At 66.8% G+C, this 15,278-nt stretch carries 11 protein-coding genes and 1 tRNA gene; 6 read left to right on the plus strand and 6 right to left on the minus strand.

Going from position 1 to position 15,278, the window contains the following annotated elements:
* Positions 1-103 precede the first annotated feature (103 nt).
* Positions 104-1,792: an HNH endonuclease gene (locus AC6I21_RS07345; protein ID WP_497763363.1), complete on the plus strand. Its 1,689-nt coding sequence runs from the start codon at positions 104-106 to the stop codon at positions 1,790-1,792.
* Between the two features lie 82 nt (positions 1,793-1,874).
* Here the strand turns inward: AC6I21_RS07345 and pepN are convergent, their stop codons facing one another.
* A complete protein-coding gene (pepN, locus tag AC6I21_RS07350) occupies positions 1,875-4,520 on the minus strand; it encodes an aminopeptidase N (RefSeq protein ID WP_497763364.1) in 2,646 nt (881 codons plus the stop codon).
* A 159-nt stretch (positions 4,521-4,679) separates the two neighbouring features.
* Between pepN and AC6I21_RS07355 the strand changes: the two genes are divergently transcribed.
* Positions 4,680-5,123 (plus strand): VOC family protein, encoded by a 444-nt coding sequence (locus tag AC6I21_RS07355; RefSeq protein ID WP_138173931.1) that lies wholly within the window; start codon positions 4,680-4,682, stop codon positions 5,121-5,123.
* A 130-nt stretch (positions 5,124-5,253) separates the two neighbouring features.
* Here the strand turns inward: AC6I21_RS07355 and AC6I21_RS07360 are convergent, their stop codons facing one another.
* Positions 5,254-7,320 carry an acyl-CoA dehydrogenase family protein gene (locus tag AC6I21_RS07360; RefSeq protein ID WP_497763365.1) on the minus strand — a complete coding sequence of 689 codons (2,067 nt, stop codon included), beginning with the start codon at positions 7,318-7,320 and terminating at the stop codon, positions 5,254-5,256.
* Positions 7,289-7,978, minus strand: coding sequence for a TetR/AcrR family transcriptional regulator (locus AC6I21_RS07365; RefSeq protein ID WP_346922549.1), 690 nt, complete (start codon positions 7,976-7,978; stop codon positions 7,289-7,291). Before AC6I21_RS07365 ends, AC6I21_RS07360 begins: the two co-directional genes overlap by 32 nt.
* Positions 7,979-8,051: 73 nt before the next feature.
* On the opposite strand from AC6I21_RS07365, the gene AC6I21_RS07370 reads away from it, so the two are divergent.
* From AC6I21_RS07370 to AC6I21_RS07380, 3 genes are read left to right on the plus strand one after another with little or no spacing between them, the layout of a single operon-like run.
* Positions 8,052-9,347 (plus strand): acetyl-CoA C-acetyltransferase, encoded by a 1,296-nt coding sequence (locus AC6I21_RS07370; RefSeq protein WP_497763366.1) that lies wholly within the window; start codon positions 8,052-8,054, stop codon positions 9,345-9,347.
* Entirely contained in the window at positions 9,347-10,684 is a 1,338-nt protein-coding gene (locus tag AC6I21_RS07375) for a 3-oxoacyl-ACP reductase (protein WP_497763367.1), read from the plus strand. Before AC6I21_RS07370 ends, AC6I21_RS07375 begins: the two co-directional genes overlap by 1 nt.
* A gap of 1 nt (position 10,685) precedes the next feature.
* Entirely contained in the window at positions 10,686-11,543 is an 858-nt protein-coding gene (locus AC6I21_RS07380) for a MaoC family dehydratase (protein WP_497763368.1), read from the plus strand.
* A gap of 89 nt (positions 11,544-11,632) precedes the next feature.
* Here AC6I21_RS07380 and AC6I21_RS07385 read toward each other — a convergent pair whose 3' ends face one another.
* The gene (locus AC6I21_RS07385) at positions 11,633-12,841 is read right to left on the minus strand and encodes a glycosyltransferase (RefSeq protein ID WP_497763369.1); all 1,209 of its coding nucleotides are present in this window, start codon (positions 12,839-12,841) and stop codon (positions 11,633-11,635) included.
* A 157-nt stretch (positions 12,842-12,998) separates the two neighbouring features.
* Here AC6I21_RS07385 and AC6I21_RS07390 point away from each other — a divergent pair, with 157 nt between their 5' ends.
* Positions 12,999-14,198 (plus strand): IS1249 family transposase, encoded by a 1,200-nt coding sequence (locus AC6I21_RS07390; protein ID WP_497762869.1) that lies wholly within the window; start codon positions 12,999-13,001, stop codon positions 14,196-14,198.
* A 108-nt stretch (positions 14,199-14,306) separates the two neighbouring features.
* Here the strand turns inward: AC6I21_RS07390 and AC6I21_RS07395 are convergent.
* Together AC6I21_RS07395 and AC6I21_RS07400 are read right to left on the minus strand one after the other, a co-directional pair.
* Positions 14,307-14,391, minus strand: a tRNA-Leu gene (locus AC6I21_RS07395).
* 215 nt (positions 14,392-14,606) lie between these two features.
* Entirely contained in the window at positions 14,607-15,275 is a 669-nt protein-coding gene (locus AC6I21_RS07400) for an NADPH-dependent F420 reductase (RefSeq protein WP_497763370.1), read from the minus strand.
* Positions 15,276-15,278: the final 3 nt, after the last annotated feature.

Consider the following 15,278-nt stretch of genomic DNA (forward strand, 5'->3'; position numbering starts at 1 on the left):
CGAGCCCGACCTGAGCGTCGAACCGACTCGAAAATCTTTTCGAACTTTCCCCATCTGGTTGTGGTCGGGGTCATAGTGTCGGTGGGGGTTGGGATGATGGGGTATGGGCAGAAAAGAGATCTTCGATTCCGGGGATGACGTCCACCGGTTACCGATCCTGCCCAGCGGTTTTCGGGACCACTGGGGCATCGACGGGGTGCTGCACGCCGGGATCGATTACAAGATTGCGTGCCAGCCCCTGTCTTCGGCCGTGACCGATGAGTTGCTGGCGGCCGCGCCGGGGTCTCCCGGTGAGGTGTTGGAGCGGTTGGGAACGGTGGGGCGGCTGCGTTCGATGCTCGATGCCGTTGAGGCGGTGTTGCTGGCCGAGGGGCTGGAGTTGTCGTATTTGCAGGACCGGCAGAAGGACATTACTGATCCGCTGCAGTTGGCCAGTATCCAGAAGTATGGGGTGAAGCCGGGCTCGGAGCAGGTGATCCGGCAGAATTTCGTGGCCGAGGCGTCCTTGGCCACCCGCACCACCGAGTACTCGACCAATGCCCGCCTGTTGGTGGCCGAGGGGTTGCGCCAGTTGTGTCCGCGCACCTTGGAGGCGTTGCTGCAGGGGCAGATCACTACCCGCAGCGCGATCACGGTGATTCGTTCCAGTCAGGATCTGCAGCCGGAGCAGGTGGGGCAGTTGGAGCAGAACCTGTTGCCGGTGGCCCGGCGGGATACTGATGCGCAGGTGAGTAAGCGGGCGAAGAAGCTGCGCACCCGGATGTTGCCCGAGGCCCCGGCCATCCGGCGTGAACGTCGGGTGGAGGAGCGCTATGTGCGGTGGTGGGCCGAGCCTGATGGGATGGCCGCGTTGCAGGCGTGCCTGCCGGCGGAGGACATCATGGCGATCATGAAGAACATCACCGCACACGCCAATGAGCACCGGGAGCCGGATGAGCAGCGCAGCGACGCGCAGCTGCATGCCGATGTTTTCCGGGACGTGTTGATCCAGGGGTGGCCGGAGAAGCCCGGGCCGGGGGTGCGGGTGAAGCTGCACGTGTTGTTGCCGGCCGTGGAGTTGTTGGCCGCCCCGGGGACCGCGTTGGCCGAGTTGCAGGGGTACGGGCCGATTCCGGCTCCGGTGGCGTTGGCGTTGGCCCGGCACGCCCCGTCCTTTGCCCGGGTACTTACCGATCCGTGGGACGGGGCACCGATCGATGTGGGCCGTACCCGGTACCGGCCCCCGGCGGCGTTGCAGGAGTTGGTGCAGTTGCGTGATGAGCATTGCCAGTTCCCTGGTTGCCGGCGCCCGGCGGAGCGGTGCGAGATCGATCATGTCAAGGACTGGGCCAAGGGCGGGGCGACCACCCGGGATAACACCAAATTGTTGTGTACCCGGCATCAGATGTTCAAACACGCGTTGCGGTGGCAGAGCCAGTTCCTGCCGGATGGGTCGGTGCGGTGGGAATCCCCGAACGGGTTGGTGCACTTTTCTGATCCGGGCAGTCTGACCACCGTGAATGGTCGCTCCAACTACACGATGAGCGCTCCTTCGCGGGAGGCGGTGTATGTGGATGAGAAGCTGCGTGAGGTGTTGGCGTTGCATGAGATACCGCCGGGCGCCCCGGGGTATTGGCATGATCCCAGCGACCCGGATCTGACCTCGCAGATCCCCGGGGACCCGCCACCGGGGGCCGTGAACCGGGCACCACACGGCCCACCGGGCAACGCCCCCGACCGGCCGGGCGATGACCCGGAACCGCCGGATGCCACCTTGCCCTGGCATGGCGGGGATGAGCTGGAACCTGGCTAATCCCATCGGTCCATGGTGCGCCTTCGGCCTGTGGCCGCCCCACCCCCGGGACGGCCACAGGCTCCGGCACTAGCCGTTCGCGTTACTTGGTCTGACGCGAAAGCTTCTGGGCATCCAGTGAACGCTGCAGCTCGGCACGCTCCTCGAGCAGGATCCGGCGCAGGGCCCGTGGTGCTTCGGTATTCTTCTCCAGCCATTCGGTGACCGCCTTGAGGGCCGGGTTGTCGTCCGGCTCCTCGCTCAACTCCTGAGAGCGGGGGAACAGCCCGCGGATCACCCGGGTGGAGAACTCCATGCTCATGGAATCGAACACCTCGGAGATCTGCGGCCAGTAGCGTTCCTCAAACCCGGCCAGCAGCTCACGCGAACCGATCGTAAAGCCCTCGGCCGTGGCGCTGAGTGCATCGTTGGACAACTCGCCGTCCTGGTCACGGGCTTGGAGCACTTGGGCGAAGGCCTGCTCCTTGACTTCGGAAACGGGGCGGGCCGCCAGTGCGGTACGCACCGCGTTCTGGGCGACCGAGGTCGCGTTGGCGTCCAGTGCGGCGCGCATGCGCACCTCGTCGGACTCGTCCAGGCCCCGGGCCGCAGCCAGCGCCTGCCAGCTCAACCACTGCAGCTGCTCATCGACCTTGACCCCGTACTGGTTCGGCTCGGAGGCCAGGAATGCGTCGACAACATCCTCAGCCACCCCGGCGCGGGCCAACCGGGCCAGGGTGCGGGCCGTGGTGGTCTGGTTGTCGCTGCCCGCCTCCAGCTGGGTCAGCCAGCCGGTGAGTGCGGTCGCCGCCTTCTGGCGGGCGTCCTCACGCAGGGGCGGGGCCAGGTAGCGGTTGACCGAGGTGAGCAGCTGGTCCATCAGCACCGCGAACACCCCGGCATCCTCGACGGTCGCCGCATGCTGCAGCAGCGCGGCGACGTAGTCCTGCGCGGCCAGGCGGGCACCGCGCACCGCATCCCACAGCGAGGCCCAGCAGGTGGCGCGCGGCAGTGAGGCGTTTAGGCCGCCCAGGTGCTGGAGCAGGTTCTGCTGGGAGCGCTCATCAAATTCGATGATGGCGTAGGTTTCATCCCCGTCATTGGGCAACAGCACCGCAGGGGCCGGGCGGCCGACCAGGAACTCCAGCTCCACCCGTTCACCGTTCAGTTCCACGCGCTGGCTGTCCTGGCGCACCAGCCGGCCCTCTTCCAGTTCATAGCTGCCCACGGTGAGCACGTGCGGGCGCAGGATCGGCTCCCCGGAGACCGGGTCGGTGCCCCGCTGGACAAGCGCGGCCGAACGGACCACGTTCTGGGCGTCCAGCTCTAGCTCGACCCCGAGGTGTGGCACGCCGCTGGTGCGCAGCCAGGCGTCGGCCCAGTCGCCCATGTTCCGGCCACTGGCCTGCTCGAGCGCGGCCAGGAAGTCATCCAGGGAGGTGTTGGCGTACTCGTGCTTCACGAAGTAGGCGCGGGCGGCGTCACGGAACGCCTCATCGCCAACGAACGCGGCCAGCTGCTTGAGCACGCTGGCGCCCTTGGCGTAGGTGATGCCGTCGAAGTTCTGGTCCGCCGCCTGCAGATCGGTGATGTCCGCAACGATCGGGTGCGTGGTGGGCATCTGGTCGGCCACGTACGCCCAGGCCTTGCGACGGGCGGCGAAGGTGGTCCAGGCGGTGGCGAAGTCGGTGGCCTGGTCGTTGGCCAGGGTGCCGATGTAGTCGGCGAAGGATTCCTTCAGCCACAGATCGTCCCACCACTTCATGGTGACCAGGTCGCCGAACCACATGTGCGCCATCTCGTGCATGATCGTGTTCGCGCGCTGTTCGTGCTGCGCCTCGGTGGCGTGGGAGGTGAAGACGCAGCGTTCGGTGAAGGTGACCAGGCCCGGGTTCTCCATGGCTCCCAGATTGTATTCGGGCACGAACGCCGAGTCGTACTTGCCCCACGGGTAGGGGTAGTCGAACAGTTCGTGGAAGTAGGTCAAGCCCTGCTTGGTGACCTTGAGGATCTCTTCGGCGTCGAAGTCCTCGGCCAGGGAGGCGCGGCAGCTGGCGGCCAGTTCGATCCGCAGCGGTTCGCCGGAGGAGAGCATCACGGTGTGCTCGTCACGCACCACGTGGTAGGGCCCGGCCAGCACGGTGGTGATGTAGCTGGAAATCGGGGGAGTGGGGGCGAAGGTAACGGTCTTGGTGCCGTCCTCGTGCAGGTTCTGCGATTCGGCCGGCTGGTTGCTGGCCAGGTGCCAGTCCTCCGGCCCGCGCACGATGAAGCGGTAGGAGGTCTTCAAGTCAGGCTGCTCAAAGCAGGCGAAGACGCGGCGGGCGTCGGCCGGCTCGAACTGGGTATACAGGTAGGTCTGCCCGTCCTGCGGATCCACGAAGCGGTGCATGCCCTCACCGGAGCGCGAGTACAGTGCGCGTCCGGTGATTACCACGGTGTTCACGGCCTGGATGTCCAGGTCCTGAAGATAGATCCGCGCGTCCACAACGGCCTCGTCCACGGCGATCATGGTGCCGTTGACGTTGATCTCCTCCACGGTGTCGTGGATGAAGTCGATGAAGGTCTGCGGGTGCTTGGAGGTGAAGCGCAGCGTGGTCACCGACCGGTAGCTGCCCTGGTTGGGATCGGTGGCGTTGCTGACATCCAGTTCGACGTCGGCGGAGTGCCAGATGATGTTCTGGGCCCGCCAGGCGGCTTCGTCCCGGGTCAGGTTTTCATTCGGTGCATAGCGTTCAAGAGTGTCCACCACCCCAGCTTAGCTGTGAAACGTTTCCTTGATAATGTGCGGGCCGTGATTATGTCCGCCGTTTTCCGCGGCCGCGGATCGGGTGGCTGTGAAGCCAGTGCAAAGGCACGGGAACCTGCATAGCATGGGCCTGCACCACCAACAGTCAGGAGCCCAGACATGCCACGCATCCTCAAGCTCGACCATGTGGGAATCACCGTCGCCGACCTGGAGACGGCCACTGATTTCTTCCTAGGACTCGGCCTGGAAGTGGCCGGACGCCATGACGGGCTGGAGGGCGAATTCCTGGATACGGTGTGCGGACTGCACAATGCCCGCACCCGCATCGTGATGCTGAACGTGCCCGGCACGGAGCAGCAGATCGAGCTCTCCAGCTTCATCCGCCCCGGCCACGGACCCGGGCAGCCGGAGGCGATGGCCACCGAAGTCGGGCTGCGCAGCCTGGCGTTCGTGGTCGATGACCTGCCGGCCCTGGTCGACCAGCTGCGCTCCGCTGGCTACGGCCTGGTCGGCGGGATCGGCGAATACGAGGGGGTGTGGCGCATGGCCTACGTGCGCGGCCCGGAAGGCATCATCGTCGCCCTGGCCCAGCGCCTGGACTGAACGGTACCCCTGCGGCAGCCGGCCTGGACACACTTTTTGGGGTACAGCCCAGCCCCGGACCGCCGGTATTCAGACAGCTGCCGCGGCCCGGGGCTGGGCGTGTGGGGCGGAACGGGTCCGCCCCGTCGAGTTAGGCCTTGACCTTCTTCAGCGACTTCTCGCTGACCGGCGCGTCATTGCTGGCGCGCAGCTTGCGGAAGTAGTCGCGGGCCTCGTCCTGGCGTTCGGCCTCCACGCCGGAGGCGATCTCCGCGCGCAGGTGCTCCTGGGTGTAGCCAAACGCGTCGACCAGGTCCTGGGCGTGCGGGCGCAGGCGGGCCAGCAGGCGGTTGATGTACTCCGGCAGGGTGCGGGCCCGCTGCATCGACAGGCGGCCGTGGGCCAGGTACCAGCCCAGGTCATCCTCGACGACGGTCAGGGCGAACACGTCGCGCAACCAGGTGAGCACCTCGCGGGTGTTCTCGTCCTTGGTCTTCTCCAGCGCCCGGGTGAAGGCCTCCCAGCGCAGCAGCTCGGCGTGGGCGCGGGCCGCCTGGATCAGCATGTCCTGGTTCTCGTTGAACTTGGCCGCGGTGCGGGCCTTGTCCTTCCCGGCGCTGCGCAGGTTCCCGGCCACCTCGGCGACCATGGCGTTGACCCGGTCGGCCAGCAGCTCGCGCTGGTTGGCCGGGTCCTTGAAGAAGTTCGCGCTCTTGCGTTCGTCGCTGACGTCGGCGAAGGCCTGGGCCACCGAACGCAGCCCGGTGCGGTGGTAGGCGGTGGAGCCGACCTGCTTGGCGACGTAGCGGGCGACGGCGCCGGTGTCCAGCTTGCGGAACTCGGCGGCGTAGTCGGTCAGCAGGCGCTTGCCGACCAGCTGCAGCAGCACGTTGTTGTCGCCCTCGAAGGTGACGTAGACATCCAGGTCGCTGTATAGCTGGTTGAAGCGGTTCTTGGCCATGTAGCCCGAGCCGCCGCAGGCCTCGCGGGCCTCCTGGATGGTGTCCAGCGCATCCCAGGTGCTCAGGGACTTCAGCCCGGCGGCCAGGGTTTCCAGGTCCTGGCGGTCCTCGTCGCTGTCCGCGCGCCCGGAGAAGACCTCGTCGAACTTGGTCAGCAGCTCATCGTGGGCGAAGGATGCGGCGTAGGTGCGGGCCAGGCGCGGCAGCAGGCGGCGCTGGTGGCGCTGGTAGTCCAGGATGGTGGTTTCCTCGGTGTCCGAGGTGCTGGTGAACTGGCGGCGCTGGTTCGCGTAGGTGATGGCGATCTGCAGGGCGATCTTCGCCGCGCTGGTTGCGGCCCCGTCCAGCGAGACCCGGCCCTGGACCAGGGTGCCGAGCATGGTGAAGAAGCGTCGGCCCGGGGAGGCGATCGGGGAGCTGTAGGTGCCGTCGGCGGCCACATCCCCGTAGCGGTTAAGCAGGTTGGTGCGCGGGACGCGCACGTGGGTGAAGTGCAGGCGGCCGTTGTCGATGCCGTTCAGTCCGCCCTTCAACCCGTCGTCCTCACCGCCCACGCCTTCCAGGAAGTTGCCCTGCTCGTCGCGGATCGGCACGTAGAAGCAGTGCACCCCGTGGTTCACGCCCTTGGTGATCAGCTGCGCGAAGACGGTGGCGTCCTTGCCGTGCAGCGCGGCGTTGCCCAGGAATTCCTTCCAGGCGGCCTTGAACGGGGTGTGGATGACGAATTCCTCGGTCTGCGGGTCATAGGTGGCGGTGGTGGCCACGTTGGCCACATCCGATCCGTGGCCGATCTCGGTCATCGCGAAGGCGCCCGGGACGCTGAAGTCCAGGATGCCCGGCAGCCACTTCTTGTGGTGCTCCTCGGTGCCCAGGTGCAGCACCGCCCCGCCGAACAGGCCCCACTGCACGCCCGCCTTGATCTGCAGCGAGGGGTCGGCCGCGACCAGTTCCTCGAAGGCGGCCAGCGAGCCGCCGTGGTCGTCGTTGCCCCCGAACTCGGCGGGGAAGGCGCGCTGCACGGCGCGTTCATTGGTCAGCACGTGCAGCTGGGAGAGCACGCGTTCGCGGTGCTCGTCCATGCCCAGCGAGGGGTCGCGCTGCAGCTCGGGGCGTGCGGCGCGGGCTCGCGAGTCCTTGCGGACCTGTGCCCAGGTTCCCAGCAGCTGCTCGGAAAGGGCGGTGACATCAATGCGGTTCGGGTTCATGGTGTACCTTTCTGGCAGCCTAGGCGCCGGTGTGGGGTGATGCGATTCCATGGGTGAGCCAGGTGCACAGGGCATCGGCAAGTTCTTCCAGGGTGGGTCGGTGTTCGTCGCGCGGCTGGCGCAGCCACAGTTCCCCGGCGGAGCGGACCATGCCCAGCGCCGCGCGTGGCCACAGTGCCACGGGGCTGCCGCTCGGTCCGGGGTCCGGGGAGTGCTTGGCGTAGTAGTCGGCCACGCGTTCGGTCATGATCCGGGTGATTTCCTCGAAGAAGGCGTTGAGCACCCCGGTGGATCCGGGGGCCTGCTCGTTCGGGGCGGTGAGCACGTCGGTGGACTGGGCGGTGACGAAGAAGTAGAGGTTCGGGCTGGATTCGGCCAGCTGCAGGTAGGCGGTGACCATGGCGTGCAGGGCACCGAGTTCGGCCTCCTGCGCCAATCCCGCGGCGAGCACCTTGGCGTGGAAGTCGCCGATGATGACTTCGCTCAAGGCCTGGCGCAGCCCCTCCTTGTCACCGAAGTACCGGTAGTACACCGGCTTGCTGGTGTTCCCGTGCGCGGCGATGTCATCCATCGAGGCCTGCGGGCCCAGGTGGTGGATCGCCTTGCGGGCCATGCTCAGCAGTTCCAGGCGGCGTTCGGTGCGGTGGCGTTCCCACCGCGCCGCGCGGCCGTCCTGGGTGGTGCTGGTGCTCCCTGAGATGTTGTTCACGTTACTTACAGTATCATGTACTCTTGGTTATAGTAATACCTGTCACAGCAGTCAGATCTCCAGGAGAATCTCAATGGCTTCAGAATCCGTCCGCCCGGCCGTGATCATTGGCGGCAACCGCATCCCCTTCGCCCGCTCGAACACCAAGTACGCGCAAGCCTCCAACCAGGACATGTTCACCGCCGCCCTTGACGGGCTGGTGGCCCGCTTCGGGCTGCAGGGCCAGCGGATCGGCTCGGTCGCCGGCGGCGCGGTGCTCAAGCACTCCAAGGACTTCAACCTGATCCGCGAATGCGTGCTGGGCTCCGCCCTGGATCCCAGCACCCCGGCCTACGACGTGCAGATGGCCTGCGCCACCGGCATGGAGGCCATCGGCTCGCTGGCCAACAAGATCAAGCTCGGCCAGCTCGACTCGGCCATCGGCGGCGGCGTGGACACCACCAGCGACGCGCCGATCGCGGTCTCCGAGGGGCTGCGCCAGGTGCTGCTGGAGCTCTCCCGCGCCCGCACCACCAAGGCCAAGCTCTCCGCGCTGTCCAAGCTGCGCCCGGCCCACCTGGCCCCGAACGCCCCGGGCACCGGGGAGCCGCGCACCGGGCTGTCGATGGGCGAGCACCAGGCCAAGACCACCCACGCCTGGGGCATCACCCGCCAGGCGCAGGATGAGCTGGCCCTGGCCAGCCACCAGAACCTGGCCGCCGCCTACGAGCGCGGGTTCTTCGATGACCTGATGACCAGCTTCAACGGCCTTAGCCGGGACAACAACCTGCGCCCGGACTCCAGCCTGGAAAAGCTGGGCAGCCTGAAGCCGGCCTTCGGCAAGTCGCTGGGCGATGAGGCGACCATGACCGCGGGCAACTCCACCCCGCTGACCGACGGGGCCTCCACGGTGCTCTTGGGCAGCGAGGAATACGCCAAGACCAACAACCTGCCGATGCTGGCGAACTTCGTGGACTCCGAGGCCGGCGCGGTGGACTTCGTGCACGGTGCGGAGGGCCTACTGATGGCCCCGGCCTACGCGGTCGCCCGGATCCTGAAGCGCAACAACCTGACCCTGCAGGACTTTGACTTCTACGAAATCCACGAGGCGTTCGCCGGCACCGTGCTCTCCACGCTGGCGGCGTGGGAGGACGAGGAATTCTGCCGCGAAAAGCTCGGCCTGGATGCCCCGCTGGGCGCCATCGACCGCAGTAAGCTGAACGTCAACGGGTCCTCGCTGGCCGCCGGCCACCCGTTCGCCGCCACCGGCGGACGAATCGTGGCGACGCTGGCCAAGATGCTGCATGAGAAGGGCTCGGGACGTGGACTGATCTCCGTGTGCGCCGCCGGCGGGCAGGGAGTCGTAGCGATTTTGGAGGCACGCAACTAATGGCAGACAAGTACCTGGAACTGGTCAACACCGGTTTTACCCGCACCCTGGCCAAGAAGCTGGGCCTACCGCAACCGGCCCGGCTGCGCCGCTGGTCCACCCAGACCCCGCTGCTGCCCGGCCCGCTGCTGATCCTGGGCGATTCGCCCACCGCCCAGCAGCTGGCCGACACCCTGGTGCAGTGGGGACTGGATGTGCGCCGCCACGACGCCGGGGGAGCGAAGCTGGGCGGGCTGATCCTGCTGCTCGATGAGCTCACCCACCCCGATCAGCTCTCCCCGCTGATGCTCAAGGCCGGCGCCGAGGTGCGCCAGCTGGTGCCCGGCGCCCGGGTGGTCTCCTTCTCCCGCCGCGCGCGGGCCGAGGATGAGCCGGCCGTGGCCGCCGTGCGCCAGGGCATTGACGGCACCATCCGCTCGCTGGGCCGCGAACTGCGCAATGGCGCCACCGCCAACGGCATCCTGCTGGCCGGGGACGCGACCCTGGCAAGCCCCAGCTCGCTGGCGGCCCTGCACTTCTTCCTCTCCGGGCGCAGCGCCTACGTGGACGGCCAGTTCCTGGAGGTCACCGGCAACGAAGGCGAACTGCCCGAAAGCTTCGACGCGCCGCTGGCCGGAAAGGTCGCGGTGGTCACCGGCGCGGCCCGCGGCATCGGCGCGGCGATCGCCCGCACCCTGGCCCGGGACGGGGCCGCGGTCGTGGTGGTCGACATGCCCGGGGCCGGGGATGCGCTGAGCAAGGTCGCCAACGAGGTCGGCGGCACCGCCCTGCAGCTGGATGTCACCGCCCAGGACGCCGGGCAGCGGATCATCGAACACGCCCGCCAGCGCCACGGCCGGCTGGACCTGGTGGTGCACAACGCCGGGATCACCCGGGACAAGCTGCTGGCCAACATGGACGCCTCCCGCTGGGATTCGGTCATCGCGGTGAACATCGCCTCCCAGCTGCGGATGAACGAGCAGCTGCTGGCCGCGGACCTGCCCGGGCTGCGCGTGGTGTCCCTGGCCTCCACTTCCGGGATCGCCGGCAACCGCGGGCAGACGAACTACGCCGCCTCCAAGGGCGGGGTGATCGGCATGGTGCGCGCCAGCGCCGCGGACTTCGCCGCCCACGGCGGGACCATCAACGCGGTGGCCCCCGGATTCATTGAAACCGACATGACCGCCAAGATCCCGCTGGGCACCCGCACCGTGGCCCGCATGGTGATGCCCTCGCTGATGCAGGGCGGGCTGCCGCTGGACGTGGCCGAGACCATCGGCTTCCTCTCCTGGGACGCGTGCGCCGCGATCAACGGGCAGACCCTGCGCGTGTGCGGCCAGTCGCTGGTGGGGGCCTGAGATGGGTATCGAAATCGTTGACCAGCTGCCCACCATGGGCCAGGTCTACGCCCGGACGGTCAAGACCCTGGGGCGCAAGGCCAAGAACCCGGTGCTGCCCGAGCTGACCCTGGTCAAGCACGGGGCGCAGGCCGATGCACAGAAGCTGGCCGAATTCCGCCGCGCCGTGGGCGCGCGCATGAACGGCCAGCTGCCCAGCCTCTACGTGCATTCGCTGGCCTTCCCGCTGGCGATGTCCCTGATGGTGCGCGAAGACTTCCCGCTGCCGCTGCTGGGGATGATCCACCTGACCAACGAGGTCACCGTGCGCCGCCCGCTGGCCGACGCGGAGGCGTTCGACGTGGCGGTCAACGCCGAGCAGCTGGCCAAGCACGCCAAGGGCGCGACCTGCGACCTGGTGGTGCGCATCTCCACCGAGGGCGAGGAGCGGATGGTGCTGCGCAGCACCTTCCTGTCCAAGGGCGTGAAGCTCGATGGCCCGAAGCCGGAGAAGGACGCGCGCTCGGACTTCCACCCCCCGCAGGCTACCGCCGTGTGGAAGCTGGGGGCGGACACCGGCCGGGCCTGGGCCGCGGTGGCCGGGGACTACAACCCGATCCACCTGTCCAAGGTGTCGGCCAAGGTGCTGGGCATGCCCCGGGCCATCGCCCACGGCATCTACCTGGCGGCGCGCGCGCTGGCGGAGATTGAACCGGTGGGCGTGGGCTACGAATGGGAGATCGAGTTCAAGACCCCGGTGCTGCTGCCGGGCACCGTGCACCTGGCCTATGAGCAGGAGGGCCGGGACTACGAGGTGACCGCCTGGAACCCGCGCAAGCTCAAGCCCAATTTCGAGCTGGAGCTGGAACTGCTGGATTAGCCTTACCCCGCGGGAACGTCGACGGCGGCCGGAACACGCTTTGGTGCTCCGGCCGCCGTTCGTGTTGGTTCGCCCTGTTCCTCCCGTCGCTAGGCCGTGGCCGCCTGCCCGGCCCGGCGGTAGGCCTGTAGCGACTGCTGCGCGGCATGCTGCCAGGTGAACCGGGCACTGTGCGCCAGCGCCGCGGCGCGGGCGGAGGCCAGCAGCTGCGGATCCCGGGCCAGGGTGAGCAGTTGCCGCGCCCACGCCTCGGGCTCCGGTTCGGGGATGAGCCAGCCCGAGACGCCGTCGGCCACCGAATAGTTCAGGCCCCCGACCCGGTTGGCGATCACCGGCGTGCCGCAGGCCTGGGCCTCGGCGGCCACCAGCCCGAACGTCTCGGACAGTGAGGGCACGGCCACCAGGTCCGCGGCGGCGAACGCCGCGGCCAGTTCGCGCGGCGGCAGCGGTCCGGCCAGGTGCACCACCGCATCCAGCGCAAGCCGGGTCGCGATGGCCCGCGGATCATAGTCGTCCGCACCGGAGCGTGCCCCGTACAGCTCGGCGGTGATCCGCACGCCCGGGTCCAGCTGCCGGGCCCTGGCGATGGCCTGCAGCAGCAGGTGGGCGCCCTTCAGCCGCTGCATCCTGCCGGCGTAGACCACGTGCAGGTCGCTGCCCCGGGCGGGTTTGCTCCGCGCGCGGCCGGCGTCGGACCCGGCATGCGGCGGGTGGAAGACCTTGTGCTCCACCCCGGGCAGCACCACGTCCAGCTTGTCCTGCGGCACCCGGTAGTGCCGGCGCAGCTGTTCGGCCTCCACCGGCGTGTTGGCAATGACGCGCTGGGCGGCGGCCAGCAGGTGCCGTTCACCTTCCTTGCGTGCGGCCGGTTCGGCGATCCCGGATTCGGCTTCCTTCGCCGCCGCCGAGGTGTGCAGGCTGACCACCAGCGGGATGTGCCAGGCGGTGGCCAGTTCCAGCCCCAGCATCCCGGAGAGCCAGTAGTGGGCGTGGATCACGTCCACCGGCAGGTCGCGAAAATGCTCCCGCAGGGCCCCGGCGGCCTCATCGATCAGGCCATACAGCCCGTCCTTGGAAACCCGCCGTCCTGGAGCCACCTGCAGTTCGTGCATCCACACCCGATCCTTGACCTGCTCGGTGCGCGTGGGCTCAGCGCTGCGGGTCACCAGGTGCACGTCGTGGCCCAGTTCGGACAGCGCGTAGGCCAGGTTGCGGATGTAGACGTTCATTCCTCCCGCGTCCCCGGCCCCGGGCTGCTCCATGGGGGAGGTGTGCAGGGAAAGCATGGCGATGCGCATGGGAAAGTTCCTGGAAGAGGTCGGCGGCAGGGGCGACTTGATGCTATCAATCAGGCCGCGCCACGCCCTAGGAATGCAAAATCCCGGCCTATAGGCAATAAAGTGTGTCTGAAAACCTGGTCCTGCCCCGGAAAGCCGGGACAGGATCAAGGTTCACATGGGTATTCAATCCATAAGTGTGAAGCTTACTGGACAATCCCATACTTGTATTATCTGCCATTCACCCATGAAAAAGAACGGCACGACATCCAAAGGAACCCAACGCTGGCGATGCAAGAACTGCAATTCGAGCACCACTTTCCAGCGAGCTGACACCACAGCTCGCAACCAACTCACTGGCTTCGTCGGTTGGCTCATGAGCAAGCTTTCTCAAGCCGAATTCGGCGGAGGCACTGGCCGGACTTTCCGCTACCAGACCGCTTGGTGCTGGAACGTCGAACCCTATTTACCGCGAACTGGTGAAGTTTTCAATGAAGTCCAAGTCGACGGTATCTATATCCGTCCAGGCTGGTGCCTGCTGATCGCTATCGCTAACGGAAGCGTTATCGGATGGCAGTGGTGCGACCGTGAAAAAGCCGTGGCATGGATCGCTTTGTTGGAGCATTTTCCCGAGCCGAAAGTCGTGCTGACTGATGGCGGATCAGGACTGATGAAAGCGTTGAAAAAGCTCTGGCCTAATGTGAAGATCCAACGCTGCTTGGTCCATATCCAGCGCAACGTTCGCACCTACCTGACGATGAATCCTCGGTTGCAGGCTGGTAAATCGCTGCGGCGTCTAAGCTTGAAACTCACGAAAATCCAGACGCAGGAAGCCGCGACAGAATGGATGGCCGCTTTCGCTGCCTGGCATGCAGAGAACCAGAACCTGATCAATGAGAAGACCTACGCTGCTGACTGGCCCGGTGCCAGACCGCAAGGTGTTCATGGCACCCGGAAGTGGTGGTACACCCATGAACGGCTACGAAGCGCCTACGAGTCCATGAGGAAAGCAATGCAGCGCGGTCACTTGTTCACGTACTTGAACAAGGACCTAAAAGGTCTGGGGATCAACGCGACGACGAACATGATTGAAGGCGCGGTGAACTCCGGGATCCGAGCCATGATCTTTCATCATCGCGGGATGCCGGTCGAGCATCGAAGACGAGCATGCGAGTGGTTCTGCTGGACGCACACCGATGAGGCGAATCGCCCTGCGTTGGGAGAGCTTTTACGGCCGGAGCACTTCTCTCCAGAAGCAAAGAAGGCAGCTGAGCAAGTGTCAGATGACGAGCCAATCGGCCCGGAGCTTTATGGCACCGGCGCTAGTACCGAAGATGGACAGTTCATCAGAAGAGGCTGGATTCGAAACAGCTACTAGTCACTGGTCTTGAAGGTGTCTGGCCTTGGAACACGCCCGGGCCAGACACACTTTATTGCCTATAGCCCAAATCCCCGGCTGGCCGAAGCCAACCGGGGATCTCCTGCGTGCGCGAAGGGGGACTTGAACCCCCACCCTCTAAACGAGGACTAGCACCTCAAGCTAGCGCGTCTACCTATTCCGCCACCCGCGCAGGTACTCGTTGTCTGCGTTGTTATCGCAAGCAACGAAGTAAAACTTTAGCACCAGTTTAAGCCGATTTCCAATTCGGCCCAAGCGCCGGCGAAACCTGCGCCATTCCGCGCCAAAAGGCGGACTGATCACGGCAAAGCATGTCACTGTCTTACTCCGGGTGCCAAGGATCACACTCTAGCCCCTGCGCGCTGTCCGGCTCAGGATTCGCGCTTCTCAATTGTCCGGCAGCAGCCGGGACAGCTCTTGGGCGCCGAGCACTTCGTTGAAGATCGGACCGTCCGGCTCCATGCCGCGCCCCTGGCCGAGGCTGGCCAGGATCACCGGCTCAAAACCCAGGGCGTCGATGAGCCTGGCGACCACGGCCGCCTCCCGGCGGTGGTCCGAGGCCACCGCCAGGCCCCGGCGCTGGCTCTGCTTGCGCCGCCCGCTGGTGTCCAGGTCCCAGTGGCTGATGTGGTTCAACGCCTTCACCACCCGGGTGCTCGCGAAGTGTGCGGCAATCGCCTCGGAGCTGGAGAGCCCGGCCTCCAGTGCGCGCTGGAACCAGTCCGGCAGCGGCTCGTCTTCCCAGCGGTTGGTGGCGTCCACCAGGATGGTTCCGGCCAGGGTATTCGGGTCCACCTCGTCCAGTTCCTCCTGCGGCACCATGAGCACCACCAGATCCACCCCGTCGGCAATCTGCTCGGCCGGCACGGCCGTGGCCTGCGGGGCGTATTGCGCCAGGTGGTACTTCAGCATGCGCGGTGGCCGGGAAGCGGCGATGTTCACGCCGATGCCGGCCGAGGCGGCCGCCCTGGCCAGGGAGGTCCCGGCCCTTCCGGCGCCCAGCACGCCGATGCGTGTGCTGGGCGCCCCTGATTCCCCCGTGGGCTTCTCGCTCATCAG

The organism is Glutamicibacter sp. St.4D3 (genome assembly GCF_059728615.1).

Coding starts and splice junctions, on each gene's coding strand:
- AC6I21_RS07345 (WP_497763363.1), top strand. CDS start 104: ATGGGCAGAAAAGAGATCTTCGATTCCGGGGATGACGTCCACCGGTTA.
- AC6I21_RS07375 (WP_497763367.1), top strand. CDS start 9,347: ATGGCAGACAAGTACCTGGAACTGGTCAACACCGGTTTTACCCGCACC.
- AC6I21_RS07385 (WP_497763369.1), bottom strand. CDS start 12,841: ATGCGCATCGCCATGCTTTCCCTGCACACCTCCCCCATGGAGCAGCCC.
- AC6I21_RS07390 (WP_497762869.1), top strand. CDS start 12,999: ATGGGTATTCAATCCATAAGTGTGAAGCTTACTGGACAATCCCATACT.
- AC6I21_RS07400 (WP_497763370.1), bottom strand. CDS start 15,275: ATGAGCGAGAAGCCCACGGGGGAATCAGGGGCGCCCAGCACACGCATC.
- AC6I21_RS07360 (WP_497763365.1), bottom strand. CDS start 7,320: ATGGAATCGCATCACCCCACACCGGCGCCTAGGCTGCCAGAAAGGTAC.
- AC6I21_RS07355 (WP_138173931.1), top strand. CDS start 4,680: ATGCCACGCATCCTCAAGCTCGACCATGTGGGAATCACCGTCGCCGAC.
- AC6I21_RS07370 (WP_497763366.1), top strand. CDS start 8,052: ATGGCTTCAGAATCCGTCCGCCCGGCCGTGATCATTGGCGGCAACCGC.
- AC6I21_RS07380 (WP_497763368.1), top strand. CDS start 10,686: ATGGGTATCGAAATCGTTGACCAGCTGCCCACCATGGGCCAGGTCTAC.